General features: G+C 71.9%; 14 protein-coding genes. 10 read left to right on the plus strand and 4 right to left on the minus strand.

Going from position 1 to position 15,689, the window contains the following annotated elements:
- Nucleotides 1-10: 10 nt before the first annotated feature.
- The 3 genes from xseA (at nucleotide 11) to ABZ562_RS13815 (ending at nucleotide 2,836) form a co-directional block, all read left to right on the plus strand.
- On the plus strand, nucleotides 11-1,231 hold the full coding sequence (gene xseA, locus ABZ562_RS13805; RefSeq protein ID WP_361477778.1) for an exodeoxyribonuclease VII large subunit: 1,221 nt from the start codon (nucleotides 11-13) through the stop codon (nucleotides 1,229-1,231).
- Nucleotides 1,232-1,241: 10 nt separating this feature from the next.
- Nucleotides 1,242-1,544 carry an exodeoxyribonuclease VII small subunit gene (locus ABZ562_RS13810; protein WP_361477781.1) on the plus strand — a complete coding sequence of 101 codons (303 nt, stop codon included), beginning with the start codon at nucleotides 1,242-1,244 and terminating at the stop codon, nucleotides 1,542-1,544.
- A gap of 701 nt (nucleotides 1,545-2,245) precedes the next feature.
- Nucleotides 2,246-2,836, plus strand: a complete 591-nt coding sequence (locus ABZ562_RS13815) for a malonic semialdehyde reductase (RefSeq protein WP_361477784.1) — start codon at nucleotides 2,246-2,248, stop codon at nucleotides 2,834-2,836.
- A 65-nt stretch (nucleotides 2,837-2,901) separates the two neighbouring features.
- On the opposite strand, the gene ABZ562_RS13820 is transcribed toward ABZ562_RS13815, so the two are convergent.
- Nucleotides 2,902-3,462 carry a DUF4245 domain-containing protein gene (locus ABZ562_RS13820; protein WP_361477990.1) on the minus strand — a complete coding sequence of 187 codons (561 nt, stop codon included), beginning with the start codon at nucleotides 3,460-3,462 and terminating at the stop codon, nucleotides 2,902-2,904.
- A 156-nt stretch (nucleotides 3,463-3,618) separates the two neighbouring features.
- Between ABZ562_RS13820 and glpX the strand changes: the two genes are divergently transcribed.
- Nucleotides 3,619-4,650, plus strand: coding sequence for a class II fructose-bisphosphatase (gene glpX / locus ABZ562_RS13825; protein WP_361477787.1), 1,032 nt, complete (start codon nucleotides 3,619-3,621; stop codon nucleotides 4,648-4,650).
- Between the two features lie 255 nt (nucleotides 4,651-4,905).
- On the opposite strand, the gene ABZ562_RS13830 is transcribed toward glpX, so the two are convergent.
- Entirely contained in the window at nucleotides 4,906-5,262 is a 357-nt protein-coding gene (locus ABZ562_RS13830) for a WhiB family transcriptional regulator (protein WP_361477790.1), read from the minus strand.
- Nucleotides 5,263-5,441: 179 nt separating this feature from the next.
- A complete protein-coding gene (locus ABZ562_RS13835; RefSeq protein ID WP_361477992.1) occupies nucleotides 5,442-6,068 on the minus strand; it encodes a DUF1707 domain-containing protein in 627 nt (208 codons plus the stop codon).
- Between the two features lie 206 nt (nucleotides 6,069-6,274).
- Between ABZ562_RS13835 and ABZ562_RS13840 the strand changes: the two genes are divergently transcribed.
- Nucleotides 6,275-7,936 carry a fumarate hydratase gene (locus ABZ562_RS13840; RefSeq protein ID WP_361477793.1) on the plus strand — a complete coding sequence of 554 codons (1,662 nt, stop codon included), beginning with the start codon at nucleotides 6,275-6,277 and terminating at the stop codon, nucleotides 7,934-7,936.
- A 262-nt stretch (nucleotides 7,937-8,198) separates the two neighbouring features.
- Here the strand turns inward: ABZ562_RS13840 and ABZ562_RS13845 are convergent, their stop codons facing one another.
- On the minus strand, nucleotides 8,199-9,332 hold the full coding sequence (locus ABZ562_RS13845; RefSeq protein WP_361477796.1) for a chitinase: 1,134 nt from the start codon (nucleotides 9,330-9,332) through the stop codon (nucleotides 8,199-8,201).
- Between the two features lie 138 nt (nucleotides 9,333-9,470).
- Between ABZ562_RS13845 and ABZ562_RS13850 the strand changes: the two genes are divergently transcribed.
- From ABZ562_RS13850 to ABZ562_RS13870, 5 genes are all read left to right on the plus strand, one after another.
- Entirely contained in the window at nucleotides 9,471-10,304 is an 834-nt protein-coding gene (locus ABZ562_RS13850; protein ID WP_361477799.1) for a hypothetical protein, read from the plus strand.
- 149 nt (nucleotides 10,305-10,453) lie between these two features.
- A complete protein-coding gene (locus tag ABZ562_RS13855) occupies nucleotides 10,454-12,541 on the plus strand; it encodes a bifunctional polysaccharide deacetylase/glycosyltransferase family 2 protein (RefSeq protein WP_361477802.1) in 2,088 nt (695 codons plus the stop codon).
- A 78-nt stretch (nucleotides 12,542-12,619) separates the two neighbouring features.
- On the plus strand, nucleotides 12,620-14,011 hold the full coding sequence (locus ABZ562_RS13860; RefSeq protein WP_361477805.1) for a class II fumarate hydratase: 1,392 nt from the start codon (nucleotides 12,620-12,622) through the stop codon (nucleotides 14,009-14,011).
- Nucleotides 14,012-14,079: 68 nt separating this feature from the next.
- Entirely contained in the window at nucleotides 14,080-14,781 is a 702-nt protein-coding gene (locus ABZ562_RS13865) for a DUF402 domain-containing protein (protein WP_361477808.1), read from the plus strand.
- A gap of 134 nt (nucleotides 14,782-14,915) precedes the next feature.
- On the plus strand, nucleotides 14,916-15,635 hold the full coding sequence (locus tag ABZ562_RS13870) for a methyltransferase domain-containing protein (protein WP_361477810.1): 720 nt from the start codon (nucleotides 14,916-14,918) through the stop codon (nucleotides 15,633-15,635).
- Nucleotides 15,636-15,689 lie beyond the last annotated feature (54 nt).

Genomic DNA, 15,689 nt, shown 5'->3' on the forward strand with positions numbered 1-15,689 from the left:
GCTCGCGGGCATGGCTGTCAACACGTCCGCGGAAGCGCCGATCCCGGTCGGCGAGGTGTCCCGGCTGATCGGGGGGTGGATCGACCGGCTCGGGGCGGTGTGGGTCGAGGGGCAGATCACCCAGCTGTCCCGGCGGCCGGGCGCCGGGGTGGTCTTCCTGACGCTGCGCGACCCCAGCTACGACATCTCGCTCACCGTCACCTGTTTCCGCGCCGTCTTCGACAAGATCGCGGACACGGTCTCGGAGGGCGCCCGGGTCGTCGTGCACGCCAAGCCGGAGTGGTACGCGCCACGTGGGCAGCTGTCCCTGCGGGCCGCCGAGATCCGGCCGGTGGGCGTCGGGGAACTGCTGGCGCGGCTGGAGCAGTTGAAGAAGGCCCTGGCGGCCGAGGGGCTGTTCGCCGCCGAGCGCAAGAAGCCGCTGCCGTTCCTGCCGCAGCTGATAGGGCTGGTCTGCGGCCGCGCCTCGGCCGCCGAGCGCGACGTCCTGGAGAACGCCCGGCTGCGCTGGCCCGCCGTCCGCTTCGAGGTGCGCAACGTCGCGGTGCAGGGCACCCATGCGGTGCCGCAGGTGATCGAGGCGGTCAAGGAGCTGGACGCGCTGCCCGAGGTGGACGTGATCGTGGTCGCGCGCGGCGGCGGCAGCGTGGAGGACCTGCTGCCGTTCTCGGACGAGCAGCTGGTGCGGACGGTCGCGGCGTGCGTCACGCCGGTGGTGTCCGCCATCGGCCACGAGCCGGATTCGCCGCTGCTCGACCTGGTCGCCGATCTGCGCGCCTCCACGCCCACCGACGCGGCGAAGAAGACCGTGCCGGACGTGGGCGAGGAGCTGGTGCGCATCCAGCATCTGCGCGAGCGCGCGCTGCGCAGTGTGAACGGGCTGCTGGACCGCGAGGAGCGCGGGCTGGAGGCCGCGCTCGCCCGGCCGTGCCTGCGGCAGCCGGAGCGGATGGTGGAGGAGCGCGAGGAGCAGATCGCGTCGGTGCTCGACCGGGCCCGCCGCTGTCTGGGGCATCTGCTCGACCGGGCGGACTCGGAGCTGGCGCACACCCAGGCCCGGGTGGTGGCCCTCTCCCCCGCCGCGACGCTGCGGCGCGGCTATGCGGTGCTGCAGCACGCCGACGGGTCGGTGGTGCGGGCGGCGGCCGAGGTGTCGGCGGACGAGGAGCTGCGGGCGCGGGTCGCCGAGGGCGACTTCACGGTGCGGGCCGCTGTCGGACCGGCTGAATAGGGTGAGGGGCATGGCGAAGACGGACGGAACGGCCGGGGTCGGCGAGGACGCCGGGGTCGAGCAGAAGGCCGGGGCCGGCGAGAAGGCCGGGGCGGCGGAGACGACGCTCGGCTACGAGCAGGCGCGGGACGAGCTGGTCGAGGTCGTGCGGCGGCTCGAGGCGGGCGGCACGAGCCTGGAGGAGTCGCTGGCCCTGTGGGAGCGGGGCGAGGAGCTGGCCACGGTGTGCCGCCGCTGGCTGGAGGGTGCGCGGGCGCGGCTGGACGCGGCGTTGGCGCGCTCGGGGGATGGCGACGGTGGCGGGGAGGGCTGACCTTTCCCCACCCCGCCCCTTCCCGACCCGGGGCTCCGCCCCGGCCCCCGGTGGGGGCTCCGCCCCCGGACCCCGCTCCTCAAACGCCGGAGAGGCTGGGGTGGGGCATCTCCGCCCCCGAAGCCGCATTCCAGACGCCGGAGGGGCCAGGGAGGGTGACGCATCTGCGCCCCTGGAACCCAGCCCCGAACGCCAGGAGGACTGGGGCGGGGCATCTCACCCCCGGAGCGGCATCTCCAGACGCCGGAGGGGCCAGGGAGGGTGACGCATCTGCGCCCCTGGAACCCAGCCCCGAACGCCGGGAGGACTGGGGGCGGGGCATCTCACCCCGGAGCGGCATCTCCGGACGCCGGAGGGGCCGGGGAGGGAGGCATCTCCGCTCCTGGAGCCGGGCCCGCGCGCCGGAGGGGCTGGGGGCGGGGCATCTCCGCCCCTGGCCCGCATCCCGGGCATCGACGGGGCTGGGAGTGGGGCAGAGCCCGCGCCGTGAAGCTCGGACGGTCCTCAGCCCGCCCCCAAGCACCCCCAGGTACCGGTGAGGCGTCCCCCGGGGCCGGGGCGGCGATCCGGGCCGGCTGGTCGGCGGGGCTTTCGGCTGTGATTCGGAGCACCCTGCCCCGGCTTTAGTTGAAGATTAACCTAAACCTCGTACAGTGGAGGCATCGCACATCGATATCACCACCGTGACCAGGAGGTTTACCATGACGCTCGCACTCGACCCGGCCGCCCAGGACCTGCTTTTCCGTGAGGCGCACACCGCCAACACCTTCACCGACGAGCCGGTCTCCGAAGAGCAGGTGCAGGCCATCTACGACCTCGTGAAGTACGCGCCCACGGCCTTCAACCAGTCGCCGCTGCGCATCGTCCTGGTCCGCTCCGCCGAGGCGCGTGAGCGTCTGGTTCCGCACATGGCCGAGGGCAACCAGCCCAAGACGGCGTCCGCGCCGCTGGTCGCGATCCTCGCCGCGGACAACGAGTTCCACGAGGAACTGCCCGCGCTCTTCCCGCACGCCCCGCAGATCAAGGACATCTTCTTCGGCGAGCGTGGCAACCGTGAGCAGGCCGCGGCTCTCAACGCCTCGCTGCAGGCCGGTTACTTCATCGTGGGCGTCCGTGCCGCCGGTCTCGCGGCCGGCCCGATGACCGGTTTCGACCCGGCCGGGGTGCAGAAGGAGTTCCTGGACGACGACCACACCCCGCTGATGGTCGTCAACATCGGCAAGCCGGGCGAGGACGCCTGGAAGCCGCGCCTCCCGCGTCTGGGCTACGAGCAGGTCGTCACCACCGTCTGAGGTGATGCGAGACCCGCACCGCGCCCCTTCGGCGAAGCCGGCCGAAGGGGCGCGGTGCTGTCCGGTCAGCCCTTCGCGGGCTTCTCCGCCTTCTCGGCCTTGAGCGCGGCGGCCATCTTCGCGAGCTGCCCGTACGACGCGGTGCCGGTGACGACCGTGGTCACACCCGGTTCGCGACGTACCAGGGCGTCGTACTTGTCGCCCTCGTAGCGGACCCACTCGTGGCCGCCGATCTCCTGCTTGGTCCTGGTCTCCCGCGCCTGCTGGGTGACCTCCTCGATGAAGGGGACCGGCCTGCCGTCGCTCTGCTCGATCGCGATGTACTCCTGGTCCTGGTCCAGGAAGCCGAGGTGCCAGGCCGCGCCCTTGTCCTCGGTGGTACCGGGCTGGTACGTCACCGAGGTCGCGCGCCACCCCTTGGGCAGGCTGCCCTTCTCCGGGGCGGCGACCGGGTACGGCGCCGCGCGCCGGGCGGTGTCCACCTCCACCCGGTAGTCGACCGTCTTGACGCCCTTGCCCTTGCCACCGTCGTCGTGCGGAATGCCGAAGACGTAGATGGCCGCCGCGACGACACCAATCACCGTCAGCGACAGGACCATGTCCCGCACCGTCTCTTTGCCACGCATACCTGCCACGCCCCCTATCGTCCCTCATCGCCCCTCGGCACCCGGCAACAGGGCCGTGCTCATGCGTGGGGTCCTCTGCTCACTTTCGCAATGAACGGATAAGGTCATGAGCACCCTCACTTTCCGGTTCGTCGCCGTACAGAAAGGTGCGCTCCGATGACCGAGCATCATCTGCCGTCCCAGCTCGAGGTCAGTCCCGCGGCTCCCGACCGCAACCTCGCCCTCGAGCTGGTCAGGGTCACCGAGGCGGGGGCCATGGCATCCGGCCGCTGGGTGGGCCGCGGCGACAAGAACGGCGCGGACGGCGCCGCCGTGAAGGCCATGCGCTCCCTCGTCCACACCGTGTCGATGAACGGTGTCGTGGTCATCGGCGAGGGCGAGAAGGACGAGGCGCCGATGCTCTTCAACGGGGAGCGCGTCGGCGACGGGACCGGCCCGGAGTGCGACGTGGCCGTGGACCCGGTGGACGGCACCACGCTGACCGCCAAGGGCATGGCCAACGCCGTCTCGGTGCTCGCCGTCGCCGAGCGGGGCACCATGTTCGACCCGTCGGCCGTCTTCTACATGGACAAGCTGGTCACCGGCCCCGAGGCCGCGGAGTTCGTGGACATCACCGCACCGCCCGGGGTGAACATCCGGCGGATCGCGAAGGCGAAGAAGTCCAGCCCCGAGGACGTCACCGTGGTGGTCCTGGACCGTCCCCGCCACGAGGGCCTGGTGAAGGAGATCCGGGAGGCGGGCGCCCGGATCAAGTTCATCTCCGACGGCGACGTGGCCGGTGCGATCATGGCGGTGCGCGAGGGCACCGGCGCGGATCTGCTGCTGGGCGTCGGCGGCACGCCGGAGGGCATCATCGCGGCCTGCGCGATCAAGTGCCTCGGCGGCACGATCCAGGCCAAGCTGTGGCCGAAGGACGACGAGGAGCGGCAGCGGGCCGTCGACGCGGGCCACGACCTCGACCAGGTCCTCCAGACCGACGATCTGGTCAGCGGCGACAATGTGTTCTTCGTCGCCACCGGCATCACCGACGGTGATCTGCTGCGCGGGGTGCGGTACCGCGCGGAGACCGCCACCACCCAGTCGCTGGTGATGCGGTCCAAGTCCGGGACGATCCGGCAGATCGACTCCACCCACCGGCTGTCCAAGCTGCGCGCCTACGCCTCGGTCGACTTCGAGCGCCCGCGCTAGGGGGTGTCTTGTCGATCAGGCCGGATCAGGGAGCGGGGCCTGGGGCGTGCGATCGCAAGGCGGAGGAGGAGAGCGCAGCGGCGCTGCGTGCGACGACGACAACGCGGCGAGCGTGCGTGCCAGGGCCCGCGAGCCCGGCATGATCCGGAAGACACCCTCTGGACACCCCCTGGCGCTCGGCGTCCACCGGGGCCGTACGTACGCCACGGGCCGGACTCCGCCGCACGGCGGGGCCCGGCCGGCGGCCCGGAGGGTTCACCCGGCGGCGGCGACGCGCACGGCGCGCTGCAGCTCCGCCTCGCGGCGCCGGCGGCGGGCCAGCACCACCCGGCGCTCGGCCGCGGTCAGCCCGCCCCACACCCCGTACGGCTCGGGCTGGAGCAGCGCGTGCTCCCGGCACTCGACCATGACCGGGCAGCGCGCGCACACGCGCTTGGCGGCCTCTTCCCGCGACAACCGGGCAGCCGTGGGCTCCTTGGACGGAGCGAAGAACAGCCCGGCCTCATCCCGGCGGCACACCGCCTCCGAGTGCCAGGGGCCGGCCTGTTCCCGAGCGGGGGTGCGCTGCGGGGGCACGGCGGCGTCCAGCAGGGGCTGATGCGGTTGCAGCACGGTCTACTCCTGACGACGGCTCCGGTGTTCACCCTTGCCCGTCTCCCGCCCCACGGCCCCCAGTGCACCCCCATCAGCCGCGCGAGAAGACGATGCACCAAGCCTTACCCGCTGTGCGCACGCTTATGCACACGGTTGTCCCGCCCGGAAATTCCGTATGCACAGCGGCTGTTCAGCCCTTATGACCTCAGGTTCTTCACACGTTTCCCGCGCTTCGGCTTGGCCTCGATCCCGCCGAAGAGGGCGAATCCGCTGACCCGGATCACCGGCGCGTCGGGGTCCGGAGCCTCCTGTTCCGCGATGTCCACGCCGCCGAATACGCCGGAGCCCGAACCGTGCAGCGAGACGTTCTCCGGAACCCTGATCTCCACCCCGCCGAAGACGGCCCACGCCTGGATGGCGATCTCCCGCTGCTGGAAGACCGCCTCGGTGAGGTCGATCTCGACGGCGCCGAAGACCGCGAAGGCGTGCGTACGGCGGCGGGGCCGCCAGCGGCCCTTGCGCACGGCGCCGCCGAAGACCGCGATCAGGTTCTCCGGGCCGGCGGCGGGGCCGGACGCCGCGCCGGCGGACGGGCCCGCCGCGGCGGGGGCCCGGCCCGCGGGCACGTCCCGGACCAGGGGCTCCAGCTCGCCGAGGGTCTTGGCGCGGTAGACCGCGTCGATCCGCTCGGCGTGCTCCTCGGGTTCGAGCCGCCCCTCGGCCAGGGCCTCCCGCAGGATGTCCGCGATCCGGTCACGATCCGCGTCGGACGCGCGGATCTCCGTCTCCGCGACGCGCGCCGGAGCGGGGGCGGATTTCGTCAGGGGGACCGGCTGCTGCGACTGCTCATCCACGCCGCTCAGCGTACCCAGTCGCGATAGATCGCGACTAGGGGTCTGCGGCGGCGCGGCGGGCGGCGGGCCTAGTGAGCCTTACCTCACAAGCCGCCACTCCCCCGCCCCGTTCTACGCTTGTCCACGCGCTGTCGACGAAGTCAGCCATAGCCCCCGTCGAGTAAGGAATGGCCGCGATGCCAGAGTTTGCCTATTCGGACCTGCTGCCCCTGGGAGAAGACCGGACGACGTACCGTCTGGTGACCTCCGAGGGCGTGAGCACCTTCGAGGCCGACGGGCGTACCTTCCTCAAGGTCGAGCCGGAGGCGCTGCGCACGCTCGCGGCCGAGGCGATGCACGACATTTCGCACTATCTGCGCCCCGATCACCTCGCCCAGCTGCGCCGCATCCTCGACGACCCCGAGGCCAGCCCGAACGACCGCTTCGTGGCACTGGACCTGCTGAAGAACGCCAACATCGCGGCGGCCGGGGTGCTGCCGATGTGCCAGGACACCGGCACCGCCATCGTCATGGGCAAGCGCGGCCAGAACGTGCTCACCGAAGGCGGTGACGAGGAGGCCCTGTCGCGCGGCGTCTACGACGCGTACACCAAGCTCAACCTGCGCTACTCCCAGATGGCCCCGCTGACCATGTGGGACGAGAAGAACACCGGCTCCAACCTGCCCGCGCAGATCGAGCTGTACGCGACCGACGGCGGCGCCTACAAGTTCCTCTTCATGGCCAAGGGCGGCGGCTCGGCGAACAAGTCCTTCCTCTACCAGGAGACGAAGGCGGTGCTGAACGAGGCATCGATGATGAAGTTCCTGGAGGAGAAGATCCGCTCGCTGGGCACGTCCGCGTGCCCGCCGTACCACCTGGCCATCGTGGTCGGCGGCACCAGCGCCGAGTACGCGCTGAAGACCGCGAAGTACGCCTCCGCCCACTACCTGGACGAGCTGCCCGCCGAAGGCTCCCCGACCGGGCACGGCTTCCGGGACAAGGAGCTGGAGGAGAAGGTCTTCGAGCTGACGCAGAAGATCGGGATCGGCGCGCAGTTCGGCGGCAAGTACTTCTGCCACGACGTACGGGTCGTCCGGCTGCCGCGGCACGGCGCGTCCTGCCCGGTCGCGATCGCCGTCTCCTGCTCGGCCGACCGCCAGGCGCTCGCGAAGATCACGCCGGAGGGCGTCTTCCTGGAGCAGCTGGAGACCGACCCGGCGCGCTTCCTGCCCGAGACGACGGACGAGAACCTGGACGAGAGCGACGTCGTACGGATCGACCTGAACCGGCCGATGGACGAGATCCGGGCCGAGCTGACCAAGCACCCGGTCAAGACCCGGCTCTCGCTCACCGGCCCGCTGGTCGTCGCCCGCGACATCGCGCACGCGAAGATCAAGGAGCGGCTGGACGCGGGCGAGGAGATGCCGCAGTACCTGCGCGACCACGCCGTCTACTACGCGGGCCCGGCCAAGACGCCGGAGGGCTACGCCTCGGGCTCGTTCGGCCCGACCACGGCGGGCCGGATGGACGCGTACGTGGAGCAGTTCCAGGCGGCGGGCGGCTCGTTCGTGATGCTGGCCAAGGGCAACCGCTCGAAGCAGGTCACCCAGGCGTGCGACGCGCACGGCGGCTTCTACCTGGGCTCGATCGGCGGCCCGGCGGCGCGGCTGGCGCAGGACTGCATCAAGAAGGTCGAGGTCCTGGAGTACGAGGAGCTGGGCATGGAGGCGGTCTGGAAGATCGAGGTGGAGGACTTCCCGGCGTTCATCGTGGTGGACGACAAGGGGAACGACTTCTTCACGGATCCGGGTCCCTCGCAGCCGTTCGTGAGCAGCATCCCGGTCCGCCCGGGCGCCTGAAGCCGGACCTCGGCCGGAGACCGGTGCGGCACCTCGCCCGACGGACGGAGTCCGGCGCAGGCGCCCGAAGCTTGGGAGGCCCCCGGGGCCGAGCAATGCGAGGGCGGCCATCGAGGCCGGCGTTCCGGGTCCCTCGCAGCCGTTCGTGAGCAGCATCCCGGTCCGTCCCGGCGCCTGACCGGCACCCACCACCTCTGACGGCCCCGGCTTCCGGCCGGGGCCGTCGGCCTGTCCGCCTGTCCGCCTGCCCGCCTCTCGGCCGTCAGCCGGACAGGGCCGCCTCGAAGGCGCCCAGGCGCTGGGGGATGCCGCTGCAGGAGGTGCTGGGGGCGGTGGCGGCGGGTTGTTCGGGGGCCGCGGCGCCGGAGTCGCCCGTACCGGAGTCCGTATCGGCGTCCGTATCGGCGTCCGTATCGCTGCCGGTGTCGTCGGCACCGGCGTCCTCGCGGGCGCACGGGCGGTCCCGTTCCGCCGACCACATCGACAGCCGCCCGATGCCCTTGCGGGCCGCGAAGCGGGCGAGTCCGGCCGCGTCCTCCAGCGTGAAGACCTCGCCGGTCACGTCGTTGACCCCGATCATCGGCGTCACGGCGAGGGTCTTCCACGCGGCCGCGTCGGACAGCCCGAGCACCCCGCGGACCTTCTCGTGGGCGGCGGTGGCCGCCTGGATGGCGTACTGGCCCATGTCGCCGGTGTGGTCGCCGCTGTAGTTCATGGCCATGACGTTGACCGACGAGACGGTGACGCCCTCCTGCCGGGCCGCTGTCAGCTGGGCGAGGGCGTCCGGCGTCAGCCCGTCCGGCATGGCGGGCAGCGTGAAGGAGACGTTCAGCCCCTCGTGGGTGCGCTGGACGAGGGCGATGGCCTGGGCCCGGCGGGCGGTGGCGGCCGCGTCGTCGAGGGCGTCGCCCTCGATGTCGAAGTCGGCCCGGATGATCCCGTAACGCTCGATCACCTCGGTGTACGCGGCGGCGAGTTGTGAGGCGTCCTCGCAGGCCGTCGCCAGCTCCGTGCCGTCGGCGCCGCCGAAGGAGATCCGTACGTCGCCGCCGGCCCGCCGGGTGGCCTCGATACGGGCCGTCAGCGCCGGGTCGTCGAACGGGATGCCGCTGTCCCACGCCGGGGCGCAGCCGTCACCCGATACGACGAAGCCCAGGGTGAATTCCTTGATGCCGCGCGCCGCCGCGGCGGGCATGTCGTAGCGCGAGCCGGCCCAGGCGCTGACGTACGGCACGAAGTCGGCGGGGGGCGGCGCCGCCGGGCGGGGGGCGGCGGGCGAGGCGGCCCGCTGTGGCTCGGACGGCTTCTCGCTGCCCGCCCAGACGGCGACGGTGGCGCAGAGCACGGCTCCGGCCATGGCGATTCCGCTCATGCGGGGGCTGGCCTTCAATCGCACGCGCTCTTCCTTCCGCTCCAGCTTCCGGTCCGGCCTCTCCGCCAACCTTGCACATCCGATGAAAAGTAACGAACTATGACACACCGCATGTTTGACACATAGGTTGTATGTCGTATTTTCTGGACTAGCCTCTCACGCATGGATCCTCAGTCAGATGTGGCCGAGCGTGCGCCCTCGCGTCCCGTCCGCTCCGACGTGGCCGGGAAGGGGCCCGTGTTCGTGGACCTCTCCGGGCGCCGCGGCCGGCTGGTACGGCACGCGGGCGCGCTCGCGGGAGCCGTCTGCTTCGGCTATTCGGCGGTCCTCGGGGTGGGTTTCGCGGGCGGAACGGCCATCGCGCCCGAGACGCTGATCCCGAGTCACCCCGTCACCACCAAGGCGTTCGGCCGGGAGCCGGGGAGCGCCCCTGAGGGGCCCTTCGGCGGGCGTTCGGGCATGCGTGAGCATCCGTCGGAAGACCGGTACGCCCCGGACGGCGGCCCGGACCGCCCCCGGCCGCACGCCCCCGCGGACGTACGCCCCGCGAGCGCCCGGATGCCCACCGCGCTCGCCCGCCCCGCGCCGCCCCAGCCGCACCGCGTGTCCCCGGCGCGCGACGTGCGGCCCGCGCGCGCGGCGCATCCCGCGCGCTCCGGCCACGGACCGCGCGCGCACCACGCCCCGCGGCATCGGCGGTCCGCGGCCCACCGGCCGGGCCGTGCGCCGCATCACGCGCGGCACCACAAGCCCGCCTCCTCGCCCGCGCGCCCGGCGCCCCGGAAGCCGGTGGGCCCGGCGCCCGACCCGGTGAAGAAGCCCCCGGCCGCCAAGCCCGCCAAGCCCGCAGAGCCGGGCCCCGACCGTCCCCGGAACCCCGGCAACGGCCAGGCCGAACGCCCGGTGAACGAGCCCGGGACCCCGGCGTGGGGACCGGCCCTGCCCACGGGCATCGACTGGCAGTCGCTCACGTCGTTCCGCGGCGGGGTGTCATGAGCGGCGGCAGACCGCCGAAGCTGCCACGGCCACGCCGCCGCAGACTCCCGACAACCGGCAGGAAGACGCCCGGAAGGACGCCCGGCGACAGGCCGGCCAAGTCCCGCAAGCTCCGCACGTCCCGGGCGTCCCGGGCATCCCGCACCCGGATGGCCTTGGCCCTGGCCACGCTCCTCGCGCTGGTCTGCGCCCTGCTGCTGGACGGCTACCTGTACGCCGAGATCGGCAACGACGCCCGGGTGCACGCCGCGCATTCGTACCGCAGCGTCCCCGAGCGGCTGCGCGGCGGCGGCCCGGTCATCACCTTCGGCCGGAAGGGAAAGGCGACCGAACACCCCATCCCCGCCAAGACCATCGTGCTGACCTTCGACGACGGACCGGACCCGCGCTGGACCCCGGAGATCCTGGCCGTGCTGCGCAAGCACCACGTGCCGGGGACGTTCTTCGTGCTGGGCCAGATGGTGGTGCGCCATCCGGGGCTGGTGCGCCGGATGGTGGCCGCCGGTCATGAGATCGGCGTGCACACCTTCTCCCATGTCGACCTGTCCTACCAGGACAAGCAGCGGATGAACCGCGAACTGGCCCAGTCCCAGCTGGCGCTGGCGGGCGCGGCCGGTGTCACCAGTTCGCTGTTCCGGGCGCCGTACGCCTCGGAGGTCTCCGCGCTGGACGACCGCACCTGGCCGGTGCAGCGGCAGGTGGGCGCCAAGGGGTACGTCAGCGCGTTCGTGGACACCGACAGCGAGGACTGGCGGCGGCCCCCGGTCGAGGAGATCGTCCAGAACGCCACCCCGCGCGGCACGAAGGGAGCCTCCGTGCTCTTCCACGACGCGGGCGGCAACCGCTCGCGGACCGTGAAGGCCCTGGAGCGCTACATCCACCGGATGGCGGCGCGCGGCTACTCCTTCACCACCATCACCGGCGCGCTCGGCGCCAAGAGCGCCAACCACCCGGCCCCCGCCCTGCGGGTGTGGGAGGGCCGGACGCTGATCTGGGCCGCGCTGGCCACCCAGCACGCGCTGCCGGTGCTCGTCGGGCTGCTGGGGGTCGTCGGCTTCGCGGTGTTCGGGCGGCTGCTGCTGATGCTGGGCCTGGCCTGGTGGCACCGCCGCACCCGGGACCGGCGCCGCTACACCCTGGTGCAGGAGGTGGGCGACCCGGTGAGCGTCATCGTGCCCGCGTACAACGAGAAGGAATGCATCACCCACACCCTGAACTCGCTGGCCGCCTCGACCCATCCGGTCGAGATCCTGGTGGTGGACGACGGCTCGACCGACGGCACGGGGGACATCGTGGAGGCGATGGGGCTGCCCGACGTACGGGTGCTGCGGCAGCCGAACGCGGGCAAGCCCGCCGCGCTGAACAACGGCATCGCGAACGCCCGCCACGAGCTGATCGTGATGATGGACGGCGACACCGTCTTCGAGCCCACCACCATCCGGGAGCTGGTCCGCCCCTTCGCCGACTCCCGGGTCGGCGCCGTCGCGGGCAACGCCAAGGTCGGCAACCGCCATCGGCTGATCGGCGCCTGGCAGCACATCGAGTACGTGATGGGCTTCAACCTCGACCGGCGGATGTACGACCTGCTGCGCTGCATGCCGACCATCCCCGGCGCGATCGGCGCCTTCCGCCGCCGCGCGCTGCTGGACGCCGGGGGCATGAGCGCCGACACCCTGGCCGAGGACACCGACATCACCATCGCGCTGCACCGGGCCGGGTGGCAGGTGGTGTACCAGGAGCGCGCCCGCGCCTGGACCGAGGCGCCGGGCACCCTGGGCCAGCTGTGGAAGCAGCGCTACCGGTGGAGCTACGGCACCATGCAGGCGCTGTGGAAGCACCGCCGCGCGCTGGTCGACCGGGGGCCCTCGGGGCGGTTCGGCCGGGTGGGGCTGCCGCTGGTGGTGCTCTTCCAGATCCTCACCCCGCTGTTCGCGCCGCTGATCGACCTGTTCACCCTGTACGGGGTGATCTTCGTGGACCCGGTGCGGTCGCTCGCGGCGTGGGGCGCGCTGCTGCTGGTGCAGCTGCTGGGCGCGGCGTACGCCTTCCGGCTGGACGGCGAGCGGTACCGGGTGCTGGCCGTACTGCCGCTCCAGCAGATCGTCTACCGCCAGCTGATGTACCTGGTGCTGCTGCATTCGTGCGTGACGGCCGCCACCGGCGCCCTGCTGCCCTGGCAGAAGCTCAAGCGCACCGGTGAGGTGGAGGCCCCGCGCGCCCCGGAGGCCGTACGGTGACCCACCTCACCGCTCCGTCCCCGGCGGTGCGGGAAGACGGCGGGGAAAGACAACGCTGTCGTGCACGGAGGTGTCCTGATGACCGAAGAGAGCTACCGGATCGAGCACGACTCCATGGGTGAGGTGCGGGTGCCCGCGCACGCCAAGTGGCGGGCGCAGACCCAGCGCGCGGTGGAGAACTTCCCCGTCAGCGGGCAGCGCCTGGAGCGGGCGCACATCGAGGCGCTGGCCCGGATCAAGGCCGCGGCGGCCGCGGTCAACGCCGAGCTGGGCGTGGTGGAGGAGGACATGGCCGCGGCGATCGCGGAGGCGGCCGCGGAGGTCGCCGAGGGCCGCTGGGACGATCACTTCCCGGTGGACGTGTTCCAGACCGGCTCCGGCACCTCGTCCAACATGAACACCAACGAGGTGCTGGCCACCCTCGCGACCGAGCGGCTGGGCCGCCCGGTGCACCCCAACGACCATGTGAACGCGAGCCAGTCGTCCAACGACGTCTTCCCGTCCTCCATCCACGTCGCCGCCACCGCGGCCGTCACCGCCGACCTCATCCCGGCGCTGGAGCACCTGGCCGAGGCGCTGGAGCGCAAGGAGGCCGAGTTCGCCGAGGTGGTCAAGGCGGGGCGGACCCATCTGATGGACGCGACGCCGGTGACGCTGGGCCAGGAGTTCGGCGGCTACGCGGCGCAGGTGCGCTACGGGGTGGAGCGGCTGCGCGCCGCGCTTCCCCGGCTGGCGGAACTGCCGCTGGGCGGCACCGCCGTGGGCACCGGCATCAACACCCCGCCCGGTTTCCCGGCCGCGGTCATCGCCGAGCTGGCCCGGGCCACCGGGCTGCCGCTGACCGAGGCCCGCAACCACTTCGAGGCGCAGGGAGCGCGGGACGGGCTGGTGGAGACGTCCGGCCAGCTGCGGACCATCGCGGTCGGCCTCACCAAGATCGCCAACGATCTGCGCTGGATGGCGTCTGGTCCGCGCACCGGTCTCGCCGAGATCGCGCTGCCCGATCTGCAGCCCGGTTCGTCGATCATGCCGGGGAAGGTCAACCCGGTGATCCCCGAGGCCGTCCTGATGGTCGCGGCCCAGGTCACCGGCAACGACACGACCGTCGCCACGGCCGGGGCCGCCGGGAACTTCGAACTGAACGTGATGCTCCCGGTGATCGCCAAGAATCTGCTGGAGTCGATCCGGCTGCTGACCAGCGCCTCCCGGCTGCTGGCGGACCGCACGATCGACGGGATCACGGCCAACGCGGAGCGGGCCCGGGAGTACGCCGAGTCCTCGCCGTCCGTCGTCACCCCGCTCAACCGCTACATCGGCTACGAGGAGGCGGCGAAGGTCGCCAAGAAGTCCCTGGCCGAGCGGAAGACCATCCGCGAGGTGGTGCTGGAGTCGGGCTATGTGGAGCGCGGGCTGCTGACCCGGGAGCAGTTGGACGAGGCGTTGGACGTGCTGCGCATGACGCATCCGTAAGCCCCTGTTGTACTGTGCGTGCGGCATAGGTCACGGCACGGCGGCCCCGTCGCACCTAAGATCTGCTCATGACAGCGGACATCGCGGAGACGAGGGGCATGGCGGGCGGCGCCCGATGGGCGCCAGGGGATCACATCCTCTGGCGTTATCGCGCCAACGCCTCCGACGCCATTCACATCTGCCGTCCGGTGACCGTCGTCCGGGACTCCCCCGAGCTGCTGGCCGTCTGGCTGGCGCCCGGCACGGCGTGTGTGAAGCCGCAGCTCGCGGACGGTACGCAGGTGCACCGCGAGCCGCTGTCCACGCGCTACACCAAGCCGCGCGTCACCGCGCTGTCCCAGTGGTTCGGCACCGGGGTACTCAAGCTCGCCCGGCCCGGCGACCCCTGGTCGGTGTGGCTGTTCTGGGAGCGCGACTGGCGCTTCAAGAACTGGTACGTGAACCTGGAGGAGCCGCTGGCCCGCTGGAGCGGCGGGGTGGACTCCGAGGACCACTTCCTGGACATCGCGGTCTACCCGGACCGGAGCTGGGAATGGAAGGACGAGGACGAGTTCGCGCAGGCGCAGCGGGCCGGTCTGATGCCCGGTGAACAGGCAGAGCGGGTATGGGCGGCGGGCCGGGCCGCCATGCGGCTCATCGACTCCTGGGACGCTCCGTTCCGGGAGGGGTGGGAGGAGTGGCGCCCGGACCCGTCGTGGACGGTCCCCGTCCTCCCGGCGGACTGGGACCGTATCGACAGGGGGCGTACGTCGGCGCACTCGAGGTCCTGAACCTCTTGCTGTGTCCCCGTGTTTCAAACGTAGGATCGTCGTCCGGAACACTGCACATGCGGGAAACAAGACATAGGCGCAACTCACGGACGATGCGCACGATCTGACGCAATGTCACAGGAGGGGCGGGAGTCGTGAGCGGTGAGGACGACTACGGCGACGGCTATGCGGGCTATGAGGACTTCGACCGCCTGGCCCTCGACCGCAGCGGTCAGGCAGAGGCGTTCGACGCCATAGGCGACCGGTACGACGACGCCTTCCCCCACAAGGAAGGCCAGGTCGCGGCCGGTCAATGGCTGGCCGACACGCTGCCGCCCGGGTCCCACGTGCTCGACGTCGGCTGCGGTACGGGACTTCCCACGGCCCGTCAGCTGACGGAGGCCGGACACCGGGTGACGGGCATCGACATCTCACCGGGGATGCTGAAGCTGGCCCGGGACAACGTCCCGGACGCCGCATTCCACCACGTGGACATCGTCGACCTGAGGGTCGGCGGCCGGTACGGCCCCGGGGGCTCCCGGGAACTCGGCCCCTTCGACGGCATCACCGCCTACTTCTCGCTGCTGCTGCTGCCCCGCCCGGAGATCCCGTACGCCCTGCGCGCCCTCCACGCCGTACTGAGACCCGGAGGACTGCTGGGACTCGGCATGGTCGAGGCGGACGTCGACGACTTCGCCATCCCGTTCCTCGGCAACTCGGTCCGGGTATCGGGTTATCTGCGGGAAGAACTTCGACAGGTCGTGACCGATGCGGGCTTCGAGATCGCCGGGGAGGACTCGCACGCGTACGCCCCGGCCAGCACGGACGTACCACCCGAGATCCAGCTCTATCTGAACTGCCGACGACGTGCCTGACACTCGGTGCGCCCCCGACGAGACGGGGGCGCACGGCCCCGGACGGATGGAAAC

This window comes from Streptomyces sp. NPDC019937 (assembly GCF_040631655.1).
Taxonomy (GTDB): domain Bacteria; phylum Actinomycetota; class Actinomycetes; order Streptomycetales; family Streptomycetaceae; genus Streptomyces.

What these genes read in the sequence shown, in the direction of transcription:
- ABZ562_RS13850 (WP_361477799.1), top strand. Translation starts at nt 9,471, where the DNA reads ATGGATCCTCAGTCAGATGTGGCCGAGCGTGCGCCCTCGCGTCCCGTC.
- ABZ562_RS13815 (WP_361477784.1), top strand. Translation starts at nt 2,246, where the DNA reads ATGACGCTCGCACTCGACCCGGCCGCCCAGGACCTGCTTTTCCGTGAG.
- ABZ562_RS13810 (WP_361477781.1), top strand. Translation starts at nt 1,242, where the DNA reads ATGGCGAAGACGGACGGAACGGCCGGGGTCGGCGAGGACGCCGGGGTC.
- ABZ562_RS13855 (WP_361477802.1), top strand. Translation starts at nt 10,454, where the DNA reads ATGGCCTTGGCCCTGGCCACGCTCCTCGCGCTGGTCTGCGCCCTGCTG.
- ABZ562_RS13860 (WP_361477805.1), top strand. Translation starts at nt 12,620, where the DNA reads ATGACCGAAGAGAGCTACCGGATCGAGCACGACTCCATGGGTGAGGTG.
- ABZ562_RS13840 (WP_361477793.1), top strand. Translation starts at nt 6,275, where the DNA reads ATGCCAGAGTTTGCCTATTCGGACCTGCTGCCCCTGGGAGAAGACCGG.
- xseA (WP_361477778.1), top strand. Translation starts at nt 11, where the DNA reads ATGGCTGTCAACACGTCCGCGGAAGCGCCGATCCCGGTCGGCGAGGTG.
- ABZ562_RS13865 (WP_361477808.1), top strand. Translation starts at nt 14,080, where the DNA reads ATGACAGCGGACATCGCGGAGACGAGGGGCATGGCGGGCGGCGCCCGA.
- ABZ562_RS13820 (WP_361477990.1), bottom strand. Translation starts at nt 3,462, where the DNA reads ATGCGTGGCAAAGAGACGGTGCGGGACATGGTCCTGTCGCTGACGGTG.
- glpX (WP_361477787.1), top strand. Translation starts at nt 3,619, where the DNA reads ATGACCGAGCATCATCTGCCGTCCCAGCTCGAGGTCAGTCCCGCGGCT.